The organism is Haemophilus sp. HMSC068C11 (assembly GCF_001815355.1).
Taxonomy (GTDB): Bacteria; Pseudomonadota; Gammaproteobacteria; order Enterobacterales; family Pasteurellaceae; genus Haemophilus_D.
This window is the reverse complement of record NZ_KV820360.1, coordinates 308,642-325,356: the sequence shown is the minus strand read 5'-3', so window position 1 is coordinate 325,356 and position 16,715 is coordinate 308,642. Positions and strand designations below refer to the sequence as shown.

General features: G+C 39.9%; 14 protein-coding genes. 11 read left to right on the top strand and 3 right to left on the bottom strand.

All coding sequences use genetic code 11. The features are described from left to right. The gene (cysI, locus tag HMPREF3020_RS03325; RefSeq protein ID WP_070775544.1) at positions 1-1,767 is read left to right on the top strand and encodes an assimilatory sulfite reductase (NADPH) hemoprotein subunit; all 1,767 of its coding nucleotides are present in this window, start codon (positions 1-3) and stop codon (positions 1,765-1,767) included. A 93-nt stretch (positions 1,768-1,860) separates the two neighbouring features. On the opposite strand, the gene fur is transcribed toward cysI, so the two are convergent. The 3 genes from fur to HMPREF3020_RS03310 all read right to left on the bottom strand — a co-directional run bounded on the left by fur (position 1,861) and on the right by HMPREF3020_RS03310 (position 3,766). Beyond that, positions 1,861-2,295 (bottom strand): ferric iron uptake transcriptional regulator, encoded by a 435-nt coding sequence (fur, locus tag HMPREF3020_RS03320; protein ID WP_049366031.1) that lies wholly within the window; start codon positions 2,293-2,295, stop codon positions 1,861-1,863. 33 nt (positions 2,296-2,328) lie between these two features. Then, positions 2,329-2,853, bottom strand: a complete 525-nt coding sequence (gene fldA / locus HMPREF3020_RS03315; protein ID WP_070775543.1) for a flavodoxin FldA — start codon at positions 2,851-2,853, stop codon at positions 2,329-2,331. Positions 2,854-2,980: 127 nt separating this feature from the next. Beyond that, complete coding sequence (locus HMPREF3020_RS03310) at positions 2,981-3,766, bottom strand: alpha/beta fold hydrolase (RefSeq protein ID WP_070775542.1); 786 nt, start codon at positions 3,764-3,766, stop codon at positions 2,981-2,983. Positions 3,767-3,836: 70 nt separating this feature from the next. Between HMPREF3020_RS03310 and seqA the strand changes: the two genes are divergently transcribed. From seqA to HMPREF3020_RS03260, 10 genes are all read left to right on the top strand, one after another. Next, on the top strand, positions 3,837-4,478 hold the full coding sequence (gene seqA / locus HMPREF3020_RS03305; protein ID WP_070775541.1) for a replication initiation negative regulator SeqA: 642 nt from the start codon (positions 3,837-3,839) through the stop codon (positions 4,476-4,478). A 4-nt stretch (positions 4,479-4,482) separates the two neighbouring features. Next, positions 4,483-5,835: an o-succinylbenzoate--CoA ligase gene (gene menE / locus HMPREF3020_RS03300; RefSeq protein WP_070775540.1), complete on the top strand. Its 1,353-nt coding sequence runs from the start codon at positions 4,483-4,485 to the stop codon at positions 5,833-5,835. A 13-nt stretch (positions 5,836-5,848) separates the two neighbouring features. Further along, entirely contained in the window at positions 5,849-9,193 is a 3,345-nt protein-coding gene (gene mscK, locus HMPREF3020_RS03295; RefSeq protein ID WP_070775539.1) for a mechanosensitive channel MscK, read from the top strand. A gap of 15 nt (positions 9,194-9,208) precedes the next feature. Continuing rightward, a complete protein-coding gene (gene aroC / locus HMPREF3020_RS03290; protein ID WP_070775538.1) occupies positions 9,209-10,282 on the top strand; it encodes a chorismate synthase in 1,074 nt (357 codons plus the stop codon). 63 nt (positions 10,283-10,345) lie between these two features. Further along, complete coding sequence (mepA, locus tag HMPREF3020_RS03285; RefSeq protein WP_070775537.1) at positions 10,346-11,218, top strand: penicillin-insensitive murein endopeptidase; 873 nt, start codon at positions 10,346-10,348, stop codon at positions 11,216-11,218. A 10-nt stretch (positions 11,219-11,228) separates the two neighbouring features. After that, positions 11,229-11,996: a TSUP family transporter gene (locus tag HMPREF3020_RS03280; RefSeq protein WP_070775536.1), complete on the top strand. Its 768-nt coding sequence runs from the start codon at positions 11,229-11,231 to the stop codon at positions 11,994-11,996. 9 nt (positions 11,997-12,005) lie between these two features. Continuing rightward, positions 12,006-12,965: a lauroyl-Kdo(2)-lipid IV(A) myristoyltransferase gene (gene lpxM / locus HMPREF3020_RS03275; RefSeq protein WP_070775535.1), complete on the top strand. Its 960-nt coding sequence runs from the start codon at positions 12,006-12,008 to the stop codon at positions 12,963-12,965. Positions 12,966-13,078: 113 nt separating this feature from the next. After that, on the top strand, positions 13,079-13,621 hold the full coding sequence (gene apt / locus HMPREF3020_RS03270) for an adenine phosphoribosyltransferase (RefSeq protein ID WP_070775534.1): 543 nt from the start codon (positions 13,079-13,081) through the stop codon (positions 13,619-13,621). 16 nt (positions 13,622-13,637) lie between these two features. Next, a complete protein-coding gene (gene dnaX / locus HMPREF3020_RS03265; protein ID WP_070775533.1) occupies positions 13,638-15,782 on the top strand; it encodes a DNA polymerase III subunit gamma/tau in 2,145 nt (714 codons plus the stop codon). Between the two features lie 40 nt (positions 15,783-15,822). Further along, the gene (locus HMPREF3020_RS03260) at positions 15,823-16,671 is read left to right on the top strand and encodes a DUF808 domain-containing protein (RefSeq protein ID WP_070775532.1); all 849 of its coding nucleotides are present in this window, start codon (positions 15,823-15,825) and stop codon (positions 16,669-16,671) included. Positions 16,672-16,715 lie beyond the last annotated feature (44 nt).

The following is a 16,715-nucleotide window of genomic DNA, read 5'->3' as shown; positions in this document are numbered from 1 at the left end:
ATGACAGAGCAAAACAAACAAAAAGGCTTGGAATGGCAAGAAAAACCGCTTTCTGACAATGAACGTTTAAAAACCGATAGTAACTTTTTACGCGGTACCATTTTAGATGATTTAGAGGATTCCTTAACCGGTGGTTTTCGTGGGGATAACTTTCAATTAATCCGTTTCCACGGTATGTATGAACAAGACGATCGTGATATTCGTACCGAACGCGCAGAGGAAAAACTCGAACCGTTGAAATTTATGCTGTTACGTTGCCGTTTACCGGGTGGGATTATCAAGCCATTCCAATGGATTGAATTGGATAAATTCGCCCGTGAACATAGTTATTATCGTTCGATTCGTTTGACCAATCGTCAAACTTTCCAATATCACGGTGTGCCGAAAAGCCAATTACAAACCATGCATCGTTTATTGCATAGTTTGGGATTAGACTCCATTGCAACGGCTTCAGATATGAACCGTAATGTGTTGTGTACTTCGAACCCAATTGAATCAAAGCTACATCAGCAGGCATATGAATATGCGAAGAAAATTTCAGAACATCTGTTACCACGTACACGAGGTTATCTAGATGTATGGATTGATGGTAAGAAAGTCCAAAGTAGCGATGATTTTTTACAGGAAGAACCGATTCTCGGTAAAACTTATTTGCCACGTAAATTTAAAACAGCCGTGGTGATTCCACCACTCAATGACGTGGATTGTTACGGGAATGACTTAGATTTTGTCGCCATTGCAGACGAGAACGGCAATTTGGTTGGCTTTAATGTCTTGGCGGGCGGTGGCTTATCCCTTGAGCATGGTAACACCAAAACCTATCCGCATATTTCCCTTGAACTGGGTTATGTGCCGTTGGAATACACCTTAAAAGCAGCGGAAGCCGTGGTAACGACCCAACGAGATTTTGGTAACCGTAGCGATCGTAAAAATGCACGTAGTCGTTATACCATTCAAAACATGGGATTAGATAATTTCCGCGCCGAAGTCGAACGTCGTATGGGGATTCCATTTGAACCGATTCGTCCGTTTAAATTTACCGAACGCGGTGATCGTATCGGTTGGGTAAAAGGCATTGATAACAACTGGCATTTGACCCTGTTTATCGAAAGCGGTCGCTTGGTGGATAACGATGAGAAAAAATTACTGAGTGGTGTATTGGAAATTGCCAAAATTCATAAAGGTGATTTTCGTATCACCGCCAACCAAAATCTGATCGTGGCAAATGTAGCGGAAGAGGATAAAGCACAAATTGAACAAATTGCACGCGATTACGGTTTGATTCGTGATGATGTGAGTAAATTACGTGAAAACTCAATGTCCTGCGTTTCTTTCCCAACTTGTCCATTGGCGATGGCAGAATCAGAGCGAATTCTCCCAAGCTTTATTGATGAACTGGATAAAGTGATGGCGAAACATCACGTGGCTGATGATTATATCGTTACACGTATTACCGGTTGCCCAAATGGATGTGGCCGCGCAATGCTGGCGGAAATCGGTTTGGTAGGCAAAGCAATTGGTCGTTACAATTTGCATATTGGTGGGGATCGTGAAGGTGTGCGTATTCCACGTCTTTATAAAGAAAATATCACGATTCGGGAAATTATCAGTGAACTTGATACTCTGATTGGCCGTTGGGCAAGTGAGCGTCATGAAAATGAAGGCTTTGGTGATTTCACCATTCGTACCGGCATTATTAAGCCTGTGGTGAATGCACCGGTAGATTTCTGGGATGACTCAAAAGTGATTATTAAATCAGCGGCTTAATGTACAAAAGTGCGGTCGATTTTGACCGCACTTTTAGCTGAGATAATAAAAAACCTTAGGTTTTAACCTAAGGTTTTTATTTTTTAGCACGAATTATTTTTTCTCTTCACATTTGTTGATATCGCTACATTTGCCGTAGAGATATAAACTGTGTGCTTTTAATTTGATGCCATGTTGTTCACTGATTTCTTTTTGACGTTGTTCGATAATATTATCAGTAAACTCAAATACTTTGCCACAATCTTCACAGATAATGTGATCGTGGTGTTCTGTTGGCGCAAGCTCAAAAACAGATTTGTTGCCTTCAAAATTATGGCGAATCAAGATATGCGCTTCATCAAATTGGTTAAGCACGCGATATACAGTTGCAAGGCCAATATCACTGCCTTGCTCTAACAAGATTTTATATACTTCTTCAGCTGAGAAATGTTCATGTTTATGCTCTTGCATTAATGCAAGGATAGTGAGCCGAGGTTCAGTAATTTTTAATCCTGCTTTTTTGAGTAATTTGATGTTTTCTTCAGACATAATGTTCCCTTAAATTTGCTAAATTAGAGATGGTTAAGCTAATTCTGCTAAACACATTTCATCGTAGATTTGTTTTGTCCATTTCTCTACGCGTTCTGCAGTAAGTTCAGGTTGACGATCTTCATCAATACATAAACCGATAAAGTTTCCATCATCTAATAATGCCTTTGATGATTCAAAGGTATAACCATCCGTTGGCCAGTTCCCTACAATAATCGCACCGCGTGGTTCAACGATATCTCGTACTGTACCGATAGCATCACAGAAATAATCTGCGTAGTCTTCCTGATCGCCACAGCCAAAGATACCGACTAATTTGTCAGTAAAATCAATTTCTTCTAGAGTTGGGAAAAAATCATCCCAGTCAGCTTGTGCTTCACCGTAATACCAAGTTGGAATACCGAAAAGTAAAAAATCATAACTTTCGATATCTTCTTTAGAGCTTTTTGCAATGTCACGAATATCAACAAGTTCGTTGCCTAATTGCTTTTGAATCATTTTTGCAATGTTTTCTGTATTACCTGTGTCACTACCGTAAAATAAACCGACAACTGCCATTGTTCTTTCCTTTTGAAATAAAATTAGGTGAGTAGAAAAAAAGATGAGGGATCCAAGCCCCACAATTTGTGCGAACTATAACATAAATGAATTCTCATTTGAATAGAATAATTCTCATTTAAAACGATTAATTCTTATTTAGAAACCTATCAATAGCACGTATTACAAAATCAGGTTTTTCTGCATGAACCCAGTGCCCAGAACCATTGATGGTAAAGGAGGTCGCATTCGGGAATTGTTTTAGAATGGTTTCTGTATATTCAGGTTTAATATAAGATGAAAGCCCACCTTTGATGAAGAGTGTAGGCGTATTAGCGAAGAGCTCTTGCCAATCCATTAGCTCCGCATAATGTTCAAAAAGTGCGGTCAAATTGAAACGAAAATATTCACTTGAAGTAGGCTCAAAAGATTTCAACATAAATTGCACCACACTCGGATCAGCAATTTCAGTTTCTAAAATAGGCTTAGCTTGTTGACGAGTTTGTGGCTGCGCTTTTTTCACAGCAAACAAACCACGGAACACATCATCATGTCCAGCACTGCTATTTGCGACTGGGGCAATATCAATGACGACCAATTTTTCTACGCGCTGTGGTTGAAGAGCGGTCATTTTCATGGCCGTTTTTCCACCCATTGAATGACCAATTAAGATAACCTTATCTAATTGAAGATGATCGATAAGTTGCCATACATCATCAGCCATGACATAGTAATTCATTGTTTCTGAATGAAAACTATGCCCATGATTACGTAAATCTACGCGCAAAATATTATAGTGATCGCTAAATGCACGCGCGATGACGCCAAGATTATTCATATCCCCAAACAAGCCATGAATGAAAACTAAAGTAGGCGAATTAATTGATTGTTTTGCTTGGTGAAATTGATGGTTTAATAATTGGGAAGATGACATATATTTTGCGTGAGAATTTGGTTAGAAATCGTTATAATGGACGAAAATTTTAGCAAACGGAGAGAAAAAAATGAAGATAATTGAAGTCGATGAGGAATTATATCAATACATTGCGGCACAAACTCAATCTATTGGAGAAAGTGCGTCTGATATTCTTCGCCGTTTGTTGAATTTACCCACTCACGCAACAAGCTCGGTTGATTTCTTTGAATCAGTCGCGTCAGCTGAAACGCCAAAAAGCGCGGTGCATTCTGAGCCTGTTTTAGCGGAAAAAACAACCGAAGCATCTCAACCAAAAGTTGAACCTGTCGAACCGCCAAAAGTAGTGAAAAAACAATCGGATGAAGCAATAAATCACATTGTTGATAAAGTGCGTGCACTCTTGAATTCTGCTGAATTTAAAGAAGAGCCAAAAGCCGTTGTGCGTTTTTTAAGTATATTACGTACTCTTTATCGTACCAATCCAGAAAGCTTTGCACAGGCAACCGAAAGCTTACAAGGCCGTACTCGTGTGTATTTTGCTCGTGATGAAGGGACGTTGCTTGTGGCAGGTAATCACACGAAACCAAAACAAATTCCTGACACACCATATTGGGTGATTACCAATACCAATAGTAATCGTAAGATGCTCATGCTAGAAGGGGCGATGCAATCTATGCATTTGCCGGAATATTTAATTGACGAAGTTCGCCCTTATTTCGTTAGCAACTAAGTCAATGCAAAAATTTCCTTGGCAAGCGTTTGCCCAAAATTCAGCGTATGCAAATCAGATCGCGTTGCGAAATTCGCAGGGCGATCCTTTTACTTGGGTGGAACTTGCTGAGAAAATTAATCAAGTAGAAGCCTTTCTTTTACAACAAGGTGTGACGACGCAAAGTGCGGTCGCTTTTTGTGGTAAAAATTCAGAACAGATCTTATTTCTTTATTTAGCCGTTATTCAGCTAGGCGCAAAAATTTTAGGGATCAATCCGGCATTTCCTCAAGAGAAAAGAGAAGAATTGTGCCAAGTGTATGGGGTGGATTTTTGTTATCAAACTGAAGATATTCATTATTTAGCTACTAAAGCATTACCCGAACATAACGCTGACTTTACAAAAGCGGCAACGATGACATTAACATCGGGCTCGACTGGTTTGCCTAAAGCGGTGGTGCATAATGTGTCTGCTCATTTAGCTAATGCAGAAGGCGTTTGTGCCTTAATGAATTTTGGCAAAGATCAATCGTGGCTACTTTCTTTGCCACTTTATCATGTTTCTGGACAAGGCATTGTGTGGCGTTGGCTTTACGTAGGTGCAACCTTAGTTTTACCGAAAGAAGATTTTTATCAATCTATTGGTGAGGTGTCACATGTTTCTCTCGTGCCAACGCAATTACAACGTTGGTTTGATTATTTGATCGAACATCCACAATCTACCCAAACTCAAGCGGTATTATTGGGTGGAACACAAATCCCTGTTAAATTAACCCAAGCATTAAATGAATTAGGGATTCGCAGTTATTCAGGTTATGGTATGACCGAAATGGCTTCTACCGCATTCGCTAAACAATCAGATGGAAAAATCGGTGTGGGGCAGCCTTTGCTTGGTCGAGAGTTCAAGTTAGTGAATGAAGAAGTTTGGCTAAAAGGTGCCGGGCTTGCCGTGGGATATTGGCGCAATGGGTATGTCGATCCGCTTACTAATGCTGAAGGTTGGTTCCAAACCAAAGATAAAGGTCAATGGCTCGATAACGAATTAGTCATTCAAGGCCGATTAGATAATATGTTTATTTCCGGTGGTGAAAATATTCAGCCGGAAGAAATTGAAAAAGTGATTGCACAATCAGATTTGGTGAAACAAGTCTTTGTTTTACCTAAACATGATGAGGAATTTGGCCATCGTCCTGTCGCGATTGTTGAATTTCATACCTCATTTAATGAAAGTGCGGTTGAATCTCTCAATGTTTTTTTACAAGGGCGATTGGAACGATTTAAGCAACCCATTGCCTACTATGAACTCCCGACGAATTTAATCCAAGGGGCAATAAAGATTTCTCGCAAAGCACTCGCCGATTGGCTGTCGCAACAATAGGAAAGTTAGTTTAATGAAAAAAATCTCTCGTGTTTTGACCGCACTTGGTCTTTCATTTGTTTTTACAATGTCGCTTTCTCAGCCTGTTTGGGCAGAGAATAGTAATGCTGATTTGCCGACAGAAAAAACACTAAAAAGTGAATTAGCTGATGCACAAAAATTACCGGATGGTGATGAAAAAACAAATAATGTTGCGACAATCCAGGCTTCGCTTGATTTCTTGCAACAAATTCAAACTCAGCAAAAAAATAACAATGATTTGCAAGATACGCTTATTGATGCAGATTCTGAAATTCAGAAGAATAATGCCGATCTTCAAAATCTTAAAAAACAGCTAAGTACGCCAAGTAACACCGATTATGCTTCACAAAGTTTAGCCAATCTACAGGCTCAGGTTGAGAAACTGACCAATCAACAACAAGATGCGCAATCTGCCTTAAGTGCGGTGAATACACAACTTGCAGGACAGAGCTCAGTGTCTGAACGAGCTCAAACAGCCTTAACAGACAATGTTAAACGTACGCAAGAATTGAATCAGAAATTAGCTGATCCAACGACAAGTGCACTGTTAAAACAGCAAATTCAGCTTGAATTGCAATTGATTGAGCTAAAAAATATCTATAATCAAGTGCTATTAAAAAATAGCGATCAATTGACAGTGCTTTATCAAAGCCGATATGAACTATTAAATACTCGTGTTCAAGCATTGCAGCAACAAATTGCAGCCATTCAAGAAGCGATTAATCAAAAGAATTTGGCTAAAACACAAAACCAAGTTGAGCAAGCACAGCAACAAAGCCAAAGCATTGAGCAAAATCCGCTGATCCAGAAAGAGTTAGATTTAAATTCGCAACTTAGCCAATATTTACTTGAGCAAACAGAGAAAACCAATACATTAACGCAAGATGAACTACGCATGCGAAATGTGTTGGATAACTTAACGCAGACACAACGTACCATTGATGAGCAAATCAGTGCGTTACAAGGCACGTTGGTGCTTTCTCGCATTATTCAGCAACAAAAACAAAAATTACCGACCAATTTAAATATTCAAGGTCTTTCAAAACAAATTGCAGATTTACGTGTACAGATCTTTGATATCACGCAAAAACGTAATGAGCTTTATGATATTGATGCCTACATCAGTAAAATTGAGCAGGATGAAAACAAATCGTTTACACCGGCGGAAAAAGCACAATTAACCAATTTATTGACAGAACGTCGAAAAGTGGCTTCTGATTTGATTAAGTCATTGAATAATCAGTTAAATTTGGCGATTTCCTTAGAGCTAACCCAACAACAAATTACACAAATCAGTGATCAGATCCAGTCTAAACTTGATCAACAAAGTTTCTGGGTAAAAAGTAATAACCCAATTAATCTAGATTGGTTCAAGAAATTACCGATGTCACTCAAAGCGCAATTTGATGGTATTGGTAAAAAATTAGGTTTTCCAACAAACTTTGATAATTTGCCGTATTTACTCACTTATGTCTTTATTTTGTTTGTGATTGGTGGGTTGATTTTCAAATTTAAAGAATCGATTAAACAACGTTTGAGCGTGATTAATGGCGAAATTAATACGCTTCGTTCTGATAGCCAATGGCATACGCCGCTTGCGTTATTTTATACGGCGCTTTTATCGTTATCAGGTACCCTTTGGTTTTTAGCAGCTTGCCAACTTTTAGGCTTTTTCTTTGTAAAAAACCCACAAGAGTTTTGGGAATGGTCGCTCAGTATGGCGGGCTATTGGTGGTTCTTTAGTTTTGTTTTAGCTATTCTTCGTCCGAATGGTATTTTAGTGCGCCATTTTGGTTTTGCTAAAGAGAGTGCAGCTAGCCTACAAGATGTTACGAAACGTATTATTGTTTCTGTTGTGTTATTACTGAATACATCAATTTTCAGTAATGTCATGGATACAGGTTTAGCCAATGACGTCCTCGGCGAAATTAATACGATTGTTGCCTTGCTTTTCTGTATTGTGATTATTGCGCCACGTTTTGTTCGCACAGAAAAATCGTTGAATTCAAGCGTAACGGATCAGCGTGATAGAACGCTTTTAAAAATTATGCGCGTTTTATTGCAATTGGTCCCTGTTATTTTAATTGCACTAGTTGCTTTAGGCTATTATTACACCGCCTTAAATTTAATTACGCATATTATTAATACCTACATTGCATGGGTGGTGTGGTCGTTGGTGCGTCATACTATTTATCGTGGTATTACGGTTGCATCAAGACGTTTAGCTTATCGACGTTTACAAGAAAAACGTCAGCAAAAACAACAAGATTCAAGTGATACTTCAGCCTCTGATGATGTGGTCGTAATTACCGAACAAGAAGAGGGATTGGCCTTAAATGAAGTGCGTAGCCAGTTACTACGCTTTGCCGATCTCTTTATTTGGACCGCACTTTTTGCCATCTTCTATTATGTATGGTCAGATTTAGTTACGGTTGTAAGTTATTTACGTGATATTACCTTGTGGCAACAAACTTCAACAACTGAAGCGGGCGTGGTGACAGAAACGATCTCACTCTTTAACTTGATTGTTGCATTAATTATTGTCGTGATTACCTATATTTTAGTGCGTAATATTCAAGGTATTTTAGAAATATTGCTCTTCTCGCGAGTGAAACTTTCGCAAGGTACGCCTTATACCATTACAACATTATTAACCTATATCTTGGTTGCAGTGGGTGGGGCATGGGCATTTTCGACGCTTGGGATGTCATGGTCTAAATTACAATGGTTATTTGCTGCCCTTTCCGTTGGTCTCGGTTTTGGTATGCAGGAAATTTTTGCGAACTTTGTTTCCGGTATCATTTTATTATTTGAACGTCCAATTCGTGTGGGCGATACCGTGACCATCAACGATGTAACAGGTACGGTAGCAAAAATCCGTATTCGAGCTATCACGATGATCGATCCGGATCGAAAAGAAGTGATTGTGCCAAATAAATCTTTTGTAACCGGACAAGTGACTAACTGGGCATTATCTAATACCGTTACTCGTTTAGTTGTGTCCGTTGGGGTGGCTTATGGTTCAGATTTAGAGTTAGTGAAACGTTTATTATTGCAAGCTGCAAATGAGCAACCAAACATCTTAAAAGATCCAGAACCAAGAGCGCTATTTTTAACCTTTGGTGCAAGTACGTTAGATCACGAACTACGTGTTTATGTTGGGCAAGTGTCTGAGCGAAATGATACGCTTGATGCACTCAATCGTCGTGTAAATCAGTTATTTGCAGAAAATAATATTGATATTGCATTCAATCAATTAGATATCTTTATTAAAAATAAAGATACTGGCGAGGAAATTCCATTTATTGATGTGGCAAAATTAGCCCAAAATCATTAATTAAAGAGAGAAAATATGGCAGGGAATACTATCGGACAACTTTTTCGTGTGACGACCTTTGGGGAGTCACATGGTATTGCATTAGGCTGTATCGTAGATGGCGTACCGCCGAATCTTGAATTATCGGAAGCCGATATTCAACCTGATTTAGATCGTCGTAAACCGGGTACATCACGCTATACCACACCGCGTCGTGAAAACGATGAAGTACAGATTTTATCTGGAGTATTTGAAGGTAAAACAACCGGTACCAGCATTGGAATGATCATTAAAAATGGTGATCAACGTTCACAAGATTATGGCGATATCAAAGATCGTTTCCGTCCTGGGCATGCGGATTTTACCTATCAACAAAAATACGGTATTCGTGATTATCGCGGTGGTGGACGCTCTTCTGCACGTGAAACCGCCATGCGTGTTGCTGCGGGAGCGATTGCGAAGAAATATTTACGTGAGCAGTTTGGCATTGAAGTGCGTGGTTTTTTAAGCCAAATCGGTGAAGTGAAGATTGCGCCACAAACTGTCGGCAAAATTGATTGGGATAAAGTCAACAGCAATCCATTTTTCTGTCCAGATGAAAGTGCGGTCGAAAAATTTGATGAATTAATCCGTGAATTGAAAAAAGAAGGGGATTCGATTGGTGCCAAACTAACCGTGATTGCAGAGAATGTCCCTGTTGGTTTAGGTGAGCCCGTTTTTGATAGACTTGATGCGGATTTAGCCCATGCGTTAATGGGAATTAATGCCGTTAAAGGTGTAGAAATTGGAGATGGTTTTGCCGTGGTTGAACAGCGTGGAAGTGAACATCGTGATGAAATGACACCAAATGGTTTTGAAAGCAACCATGCTGGCGGTATCTTAGGAGGTATTAGCTCAGGTCAGCCAATTATTGCGACCATTGCACTAAAACCAACATCCAGTATTACGATTCCAGGACGTTCTATTAATTTAGAGGGTGATCCTGTTGAAGTCGTAACAAAAGGCCGTCATGATCCTTGTGTGGGAATCCGTGCAGTCCCTATTGCAGAAGCCATGGTCGCAATTGTGTTACTCGATCATTTATTACGTTTTAAAGCGCAATGCAAATAACTCTTTTAAATTAAGCTTATTTTTCTTTCATTAAAGATAAGAAGATTCGTTTTAGGAAATTTTATGAGTAGATCTTTAGCAAAATTACTTTCAAGTGCGGTTGTTTTAGGGAGTGTTTTTTTCTCGCTACAAACAACGGCCTCGCCACAAGACTGGCAACGAATTAAACGTCCGATTCCAGCAACAGACGGTAAAGCGAATCCAATTGGTAGCTATTCAAATGGTTGTATTATTGGGGCTGAACCTTTGCCTTATAAAGGTGAGGGGTACCAAGTCATTCGTATGAATAAAAATCGCTATTATGGTCATCCGGATATGATTGCCTACTTACAGCGTCTTGGGCAAAAAGCGAAGTCAGCAGGCTTACCAACGATGTTAGTTGGGGATATTGCTATGCCTGGTGGCGGTCGCTTTTTAACAGGGCATGCAAGCCATCAAATGGGATTAGATGCGGATATTTGGTTGCGTATGGGCACCATGACAGACAGCGAAGCGCTAAATTCTGATGGAAAAGGTTTGCTCGTGGTGAATCGTCAAACACAACGTGTTGATGAAAATGTGTGGAATAACAATCATGCAACGCTAATTAAATTGGCTGCGCAAGATCCAAAAGTCACCCGTATTTTTGTGAACCCTGCAATTAAATTAAAACTTTGTCAAACTGCAGGAGATGATCGTACCTGGTTACATAAAATTCGCCCATGGTTTGGACATGATTCGCATTTCCATGTGCGTATTGCTTGTCCGAAAGATGCCGCTTATTGTGAAGATCAAGCACCGGTACCCGCAGGTGATGGATGTGGTGATGAACTTTATTCTTGGTTTGAACCAGCAAAACCAGGTTCAGGCTCTTCTAAACCAAAAGTGACACCGCCAGAACCGTTCTTGTGCCAACAAGTGTTGAGTTCGCCAAATAGTAGCGAATGGTTAGAGTAGGAGTTAAATCATGGAGTTGGGGATTGATATATTAGCCATGCTTTTTGCAGCTGCCTTTATTGCCGCATTTATTGATGCGATAGCGGGTGGCGGAGGCTTAATTACAATCCCTGCCTTATTAATGACAGGCATGCCACCTGCGATGGCGTTAGGTACAAATAAATTACAAGCGTTTGGTGGGGCGTTGTCGGCAAGTATTTACTTTCTGCGTAAAAGAGCGGTCAATTTACCCGAGTTTTCTTTCATCTTACTGGTGATTTTTATCGGCTCGGTGATTGGTACGTTACTCATACAAAATTTAGATGCATCATTAATTAAAAAAGGGCTTCCATTTCTCATTTTAGCGATCGGCTTATACTTTTTATTTACGCCTAAATTGGGTGAAAGTGATCGTAAACAACGAATTTCTTACGCTGTTTTTGCATTATGTTTTGGTTCATTACTGGGTTTTTATGACGGCTTTTTTGGGCCGGGAACAGGTTCATTAATGAATCTAGCTTGTGTGACGTTACTTGGATTTAACCTCACCAAAGCGACTGCTCATGCGAAAGTGATGAATTTAACCTCTAATTTTGCTTCATTAATTTTCTTCTTTATTGGTGGTCATGTGATTTGGACTGTCGGTTTAGTAATGATGGCAGGAAGCCTGATAGGTGCAAATTTAGGTGCTAAAATGGTGATGGCAAAAGGCAAACAACTGATCAGACCGATGGTGGTGATTATGTCATTTATCATGACGATAAAAATGGCGTATGATCAAGGTTGGTTTTATTTTTAACGATTGATTATGACAGATTCTCAAAAAAAATTACGTATTACGGCACGAACGGGCTATGAACCACATTTTTCATGGTCATATTTGCACCCCCAAAATTGGGGTATTTGGCTCGGTATTTTTGTGCTTTTGTTACTCGCTTTTGTGCCATTTCGTTTACGCGATAAAATGGCTGAGAAACTGGCGCGTACGCTGACAAAAAAAATCGGTAAACCACGTATTCGTGCTGAGATTAATTTGAAACTTTGTTTTCCAGATTGGACGGATGAGCAACGTAACAAAGTGATTGAAGAGATGTTTGTGACTGTTGCACAAGTAATGCTTGGTATTGGCGAAATTGCCATTCGTTCTAAAAAACATTTACAAAAACGTAGCGAATTTATTGGTCTTGAGTATATCAAACAAGCCAAAGAAGAAGGGCATAACATCATTTTGATGGTGCCACATGGTTGGGCGATTGATGCCTCTGGCATTATTTTGCATACACACGGCATGCCGATGACGTCAATGTATAACCCGCACCGAAATCCGTTGGTGGACTGGTTGTGGACTTTAGCGCGTCAGCGTTTTGGCGGGAAAATGCATGCGCGCCAAAATGGGATTAAGCCATTTTTAGCACACATCAAACAAGGTCAAATGGGGTATTATCTTCCTGATGAAGATTTTGGTGCTGAGCAAAGTGTCTTTGTGGATTTCTTTGCCACTTATAAAGCGACACTTCCTGGGTTAAACAAAATGGCGAAATTAGCGAAAGCGGTGGTTATCCCAATGTTCCCACGTTATAACGCTAAGAATGGCAAGTATGAAATGGAAATTCGCCCACCGATGCAATTAAGCGAAGATCCTGAGCAATCAGCCCGTGCGATGAACGAAGAAATTGAATATTTCGTTACACCAACCCCCGAACAATATGTCTGGATTTTACAGCTTCTTCGTACCCGAAAAGACGGGGAAGATATTTACCCAGATTAATTCATTTTATTTACAAAAGTGCGGTCAAAATTCACCGCACTTTTGTATTTTTATATGCTAGAATGCGAGCCTAAAAACAGGATTTTTTCTTACTCTTTTTTGAGCAATTATTTATGAACAAACAACTTGAATTAATTAAATCTTCTATCAAATCTATCCCAAATCATCCAAAAGAAGGCATCATTTTCCGTGATATCACGAGCTTGCTTGAAGTGCCTGCAGCTTTCAAAGCCACAATCGATTTGATCGTTGAAAAGTATAAAAATCAAGGTCTCACAAAAGTCATCGGTACCGAGTCTCGTGGATTTATTTTTGGTGCGCCAGTTGCATTAGCATTAGGCTTGCCATTTATCCCCGTTCGTAAACCGGGCAAATTACCGCGTGAAGTGATTGCACAGTCTTATCAATTAGAATACGGTCAAGACACCCTTGAATTGCATACAGATGCGATTTCACAAGGTGATAACGTGTTAATCATTGATGATTTGTTAGCAACGGGTGGAACAGTTGAAGCTACCGTGAAATTAGTTCAACGTTTAGGTGGTGAAGTGAAACATGCTGCCTTTGTGATTAATTTGCCAGAATTAGGGGGCGAAAAACGCTTACGTGATTTAGGCATTGATTGCTACACCTTAGTGAATTTTGAAGGCCATTAATTTTTAAAGGGATGCGATGAGCTACCAAGTTTTAGCCAGAAAATGGCGACCAAAAAACTTTTCTGAAGTAGTGGGGCAAAGCCATGTGCTCACTGCTTTGGAAAACGGTTTAAAAGAAAACCGTTTACATCATGCTTATTTATTTTCCGGCACCCGTGGCGTGGGTAAAACCTCTATTGCTCGTTTATTTGCGAAGGGCTTGAACTGCGTAAACGGTATTACTGCCGATCCTTGCGGTGAATGTGAAAACTGCAAAGCGATCGAAGCGGGCAACTTTATTGATTTAATTGAAATCGATGCGGCTTCTCGTACTAAAGTAGAAGATACCCGTGAGCTATTAGACAACGTGCAATATAAGCCGGTAGTGGGGCGTTATAAAGTCTATCTCATCGATGAAGTGCATATGCTTTCCCGCCATTCTTTCAATGCATTGTTAAAAACCTTGGAAGAACCACCTGAATATGTGAAATTCTTATTGGCTACAACGGATCCACAAAAATTGCCAGTTACGATTTTATCCCGTTGTATGCAATTTCATCTCAAAGCATTAGATGAACCGCAAATTTCAGCACATCTTAATCGCGTGCTTACTGCCGAAAATATCCCTTTTGATGCGCCAGCACTAGATAAATTAGCCAAAGCAGCACAGGGTAGTATTCGTGATAGCTTAAGTTTAACGGATCAAGCCATTGCCATGGGCAACGGTAAAGTTTCCACCGATGTGGTGAATAGTATGCTTGGGCTGTTAGATGAAGACCAACCGATTGAAATCATTTACGCCTTACATCAAGGTAACGGTGAGCGTTTAATGAAAACCATCCAAACGGTGGCAGAAAAAGCAGGCGATTGGGATGAGTTACTGGCAGAAACAGCTGAGAAATTACATCAAATTGCATTAATGCAGTTACTCGCTAAAAGTGCCACAGATGAAAACGATCACTTAGGTTTTCTGGCTAAACATATTTCACCGGAAGACGTACAATTCTTCTATCAAGTAATTGTATCGGGTCGAAAAGAATTGGCTTCTGCGCCTAATCGTCGAATTGGTGCAGAAATGACATTATTGAGGGCATTGGCATTCCACCCAAAGTTCCTTACGGCAGCACAAACGCCTAAACAAGACGGGCTATCCCCTGAACAAAATACACAGAAAAGTGCGGTTGAAAATCAGCCTGTTTCTGGGTATGTAGATATGCCGGTGCTGTCGCAAAACATCAAAGCAAATTATTCTGCACAAGCGCAAAAGCCGATGGCTCAATCGGCGGTTGTGCATTCTTCACCTTCTCAACCTGTTGCCACGCAAACCACATCTTCATTGAATTTAGCTAGCCTTGCTGCGCTAGAGGCATTGAATCAATTAACGCAAATTGAGCAATCAGAGCGCCAACATCATCATGATGAACAACAAGCCGCAGTGGAAGAAACCTTACATCATCTCCAAGCGTTAGATGAGCAAAAAAATTCACCAAAAATGACCGCACTTCCAGTGCGAGAGATGACACCACCGAAAGCGACGCAAACGAAGGCAGCGGTGCCAAACCCAATTACTCAACAAGCAGAAGCGTTAAAGCAAAGTGTTGAGACGGTTGAAAATACCATTGATGACAATGCTGAAATGGATGCGGAAGAGCAAGAAATTCTGGATGCGGAAACCTATCGTTGGGAGTGGAGCAATCCGGATTTAGCTAAAGTGGATAGCGGTGTGCGACCTTCTGATATTAAACAGGCAATTTTAAAAGATGTGACACCAGAATTGCGTGAGAAAATTATTCAAATTACGCAAAAACAAGATCCTTGGACGGATATCGTTGAACGCTCTGGCGTGACTGGTTTCTCAAAAGAGTTGGCATTAAATTGCTTTATTAAGTCGCAAACAGAAGATGAAATTCAACTCGGGCTTCATTCTGAAAAAGCCCATTTAAAACAAGATCGAAATATTAAAAATTTAGTGGATCATCTTGAACGTTTATATGAAAAACCAGTCAAATTGTCGATTTTTGTTGAAGATTCCGATGTTTTAACCCCGATGGATTACCGTAAAAAAGTTTATCAGGAGTTGCGTGAACAGGCACGTACGGATTTACAGCAAGATAAAAAACTACTTTTATTACAAAAAGAGTTTGATGCGAAGTTGGATGTCGAAAGCATTCGACCAGTCTAAAACTCATTTCTCTAAATTTTAACTTTATAAAGGAAAGAATATGGCGTTTAGCTCTCTTTTTACCCTTATTGATGACATTGCATCGATTCTTGATGATGTCGCCTTGATGACCAAAATGGCAGCCAAGAAAACCGTTGGCGTAGTAGGCGATGACTTAGCCTTAAATGCTAATCAAGTAACGGGTGCATCTTCCGATCGTGAATTACCCATTGTTTGGGCAGTCACCAAAGGATCGCTAGTCAATAAAGTCATTTTAATTCCAATTGCTTTACTGCTTTCTGCGTTTTTACCTTGGTTGATCGTGCCACTTTTGATGATAGGTGGGGCATATTTATGTTTTGAAGGTGTAGAGAAAATTCTACATAAATTTATTGCTCATGAAGAGCACGAAGAAAAAACAACCTTTAATGAAGCCGCTAAAATTAAAGGGGCAATTCGTACAGATTTTATTCTTTCCGCTGAAATTATTATCATTGCATTGGGCGAATTAACCGAAGCGAGCTTGCTGACTCGCATCATTTCTCTTTCGATAGTGGGTATCGGAATTACTATTTTTGTTTATGGCTTGGTCGCATTGATTGTTAGAGCGGATGATTTCGGCTTATACCTTATCAAAAAAGGGGGCGTAGCGAAGTCAATCGGAAATGCAATTTTAGTGATTATGCCTAAATTCATGCGTTCACTTAGCTTTATTGGTACGCTTGCGATGTTCTTAGTCGGTGGCGGTATTTTTGTACATAATGTGGATTTCATTCATCATTTGCTCGCTGATTATCAATTAGCTGATGGCTTATTAGGTAATGTAGCGACGTTAGTCGTGGGTGTGATTGTGGGAGCGATTGCTTGTGCGATTGTATTACCCGCAATGAAATTATTTGGTAAACACTAAAAACGAGATAAAAAATAACCGCACTTTGATGCTTTCAAGGTGCG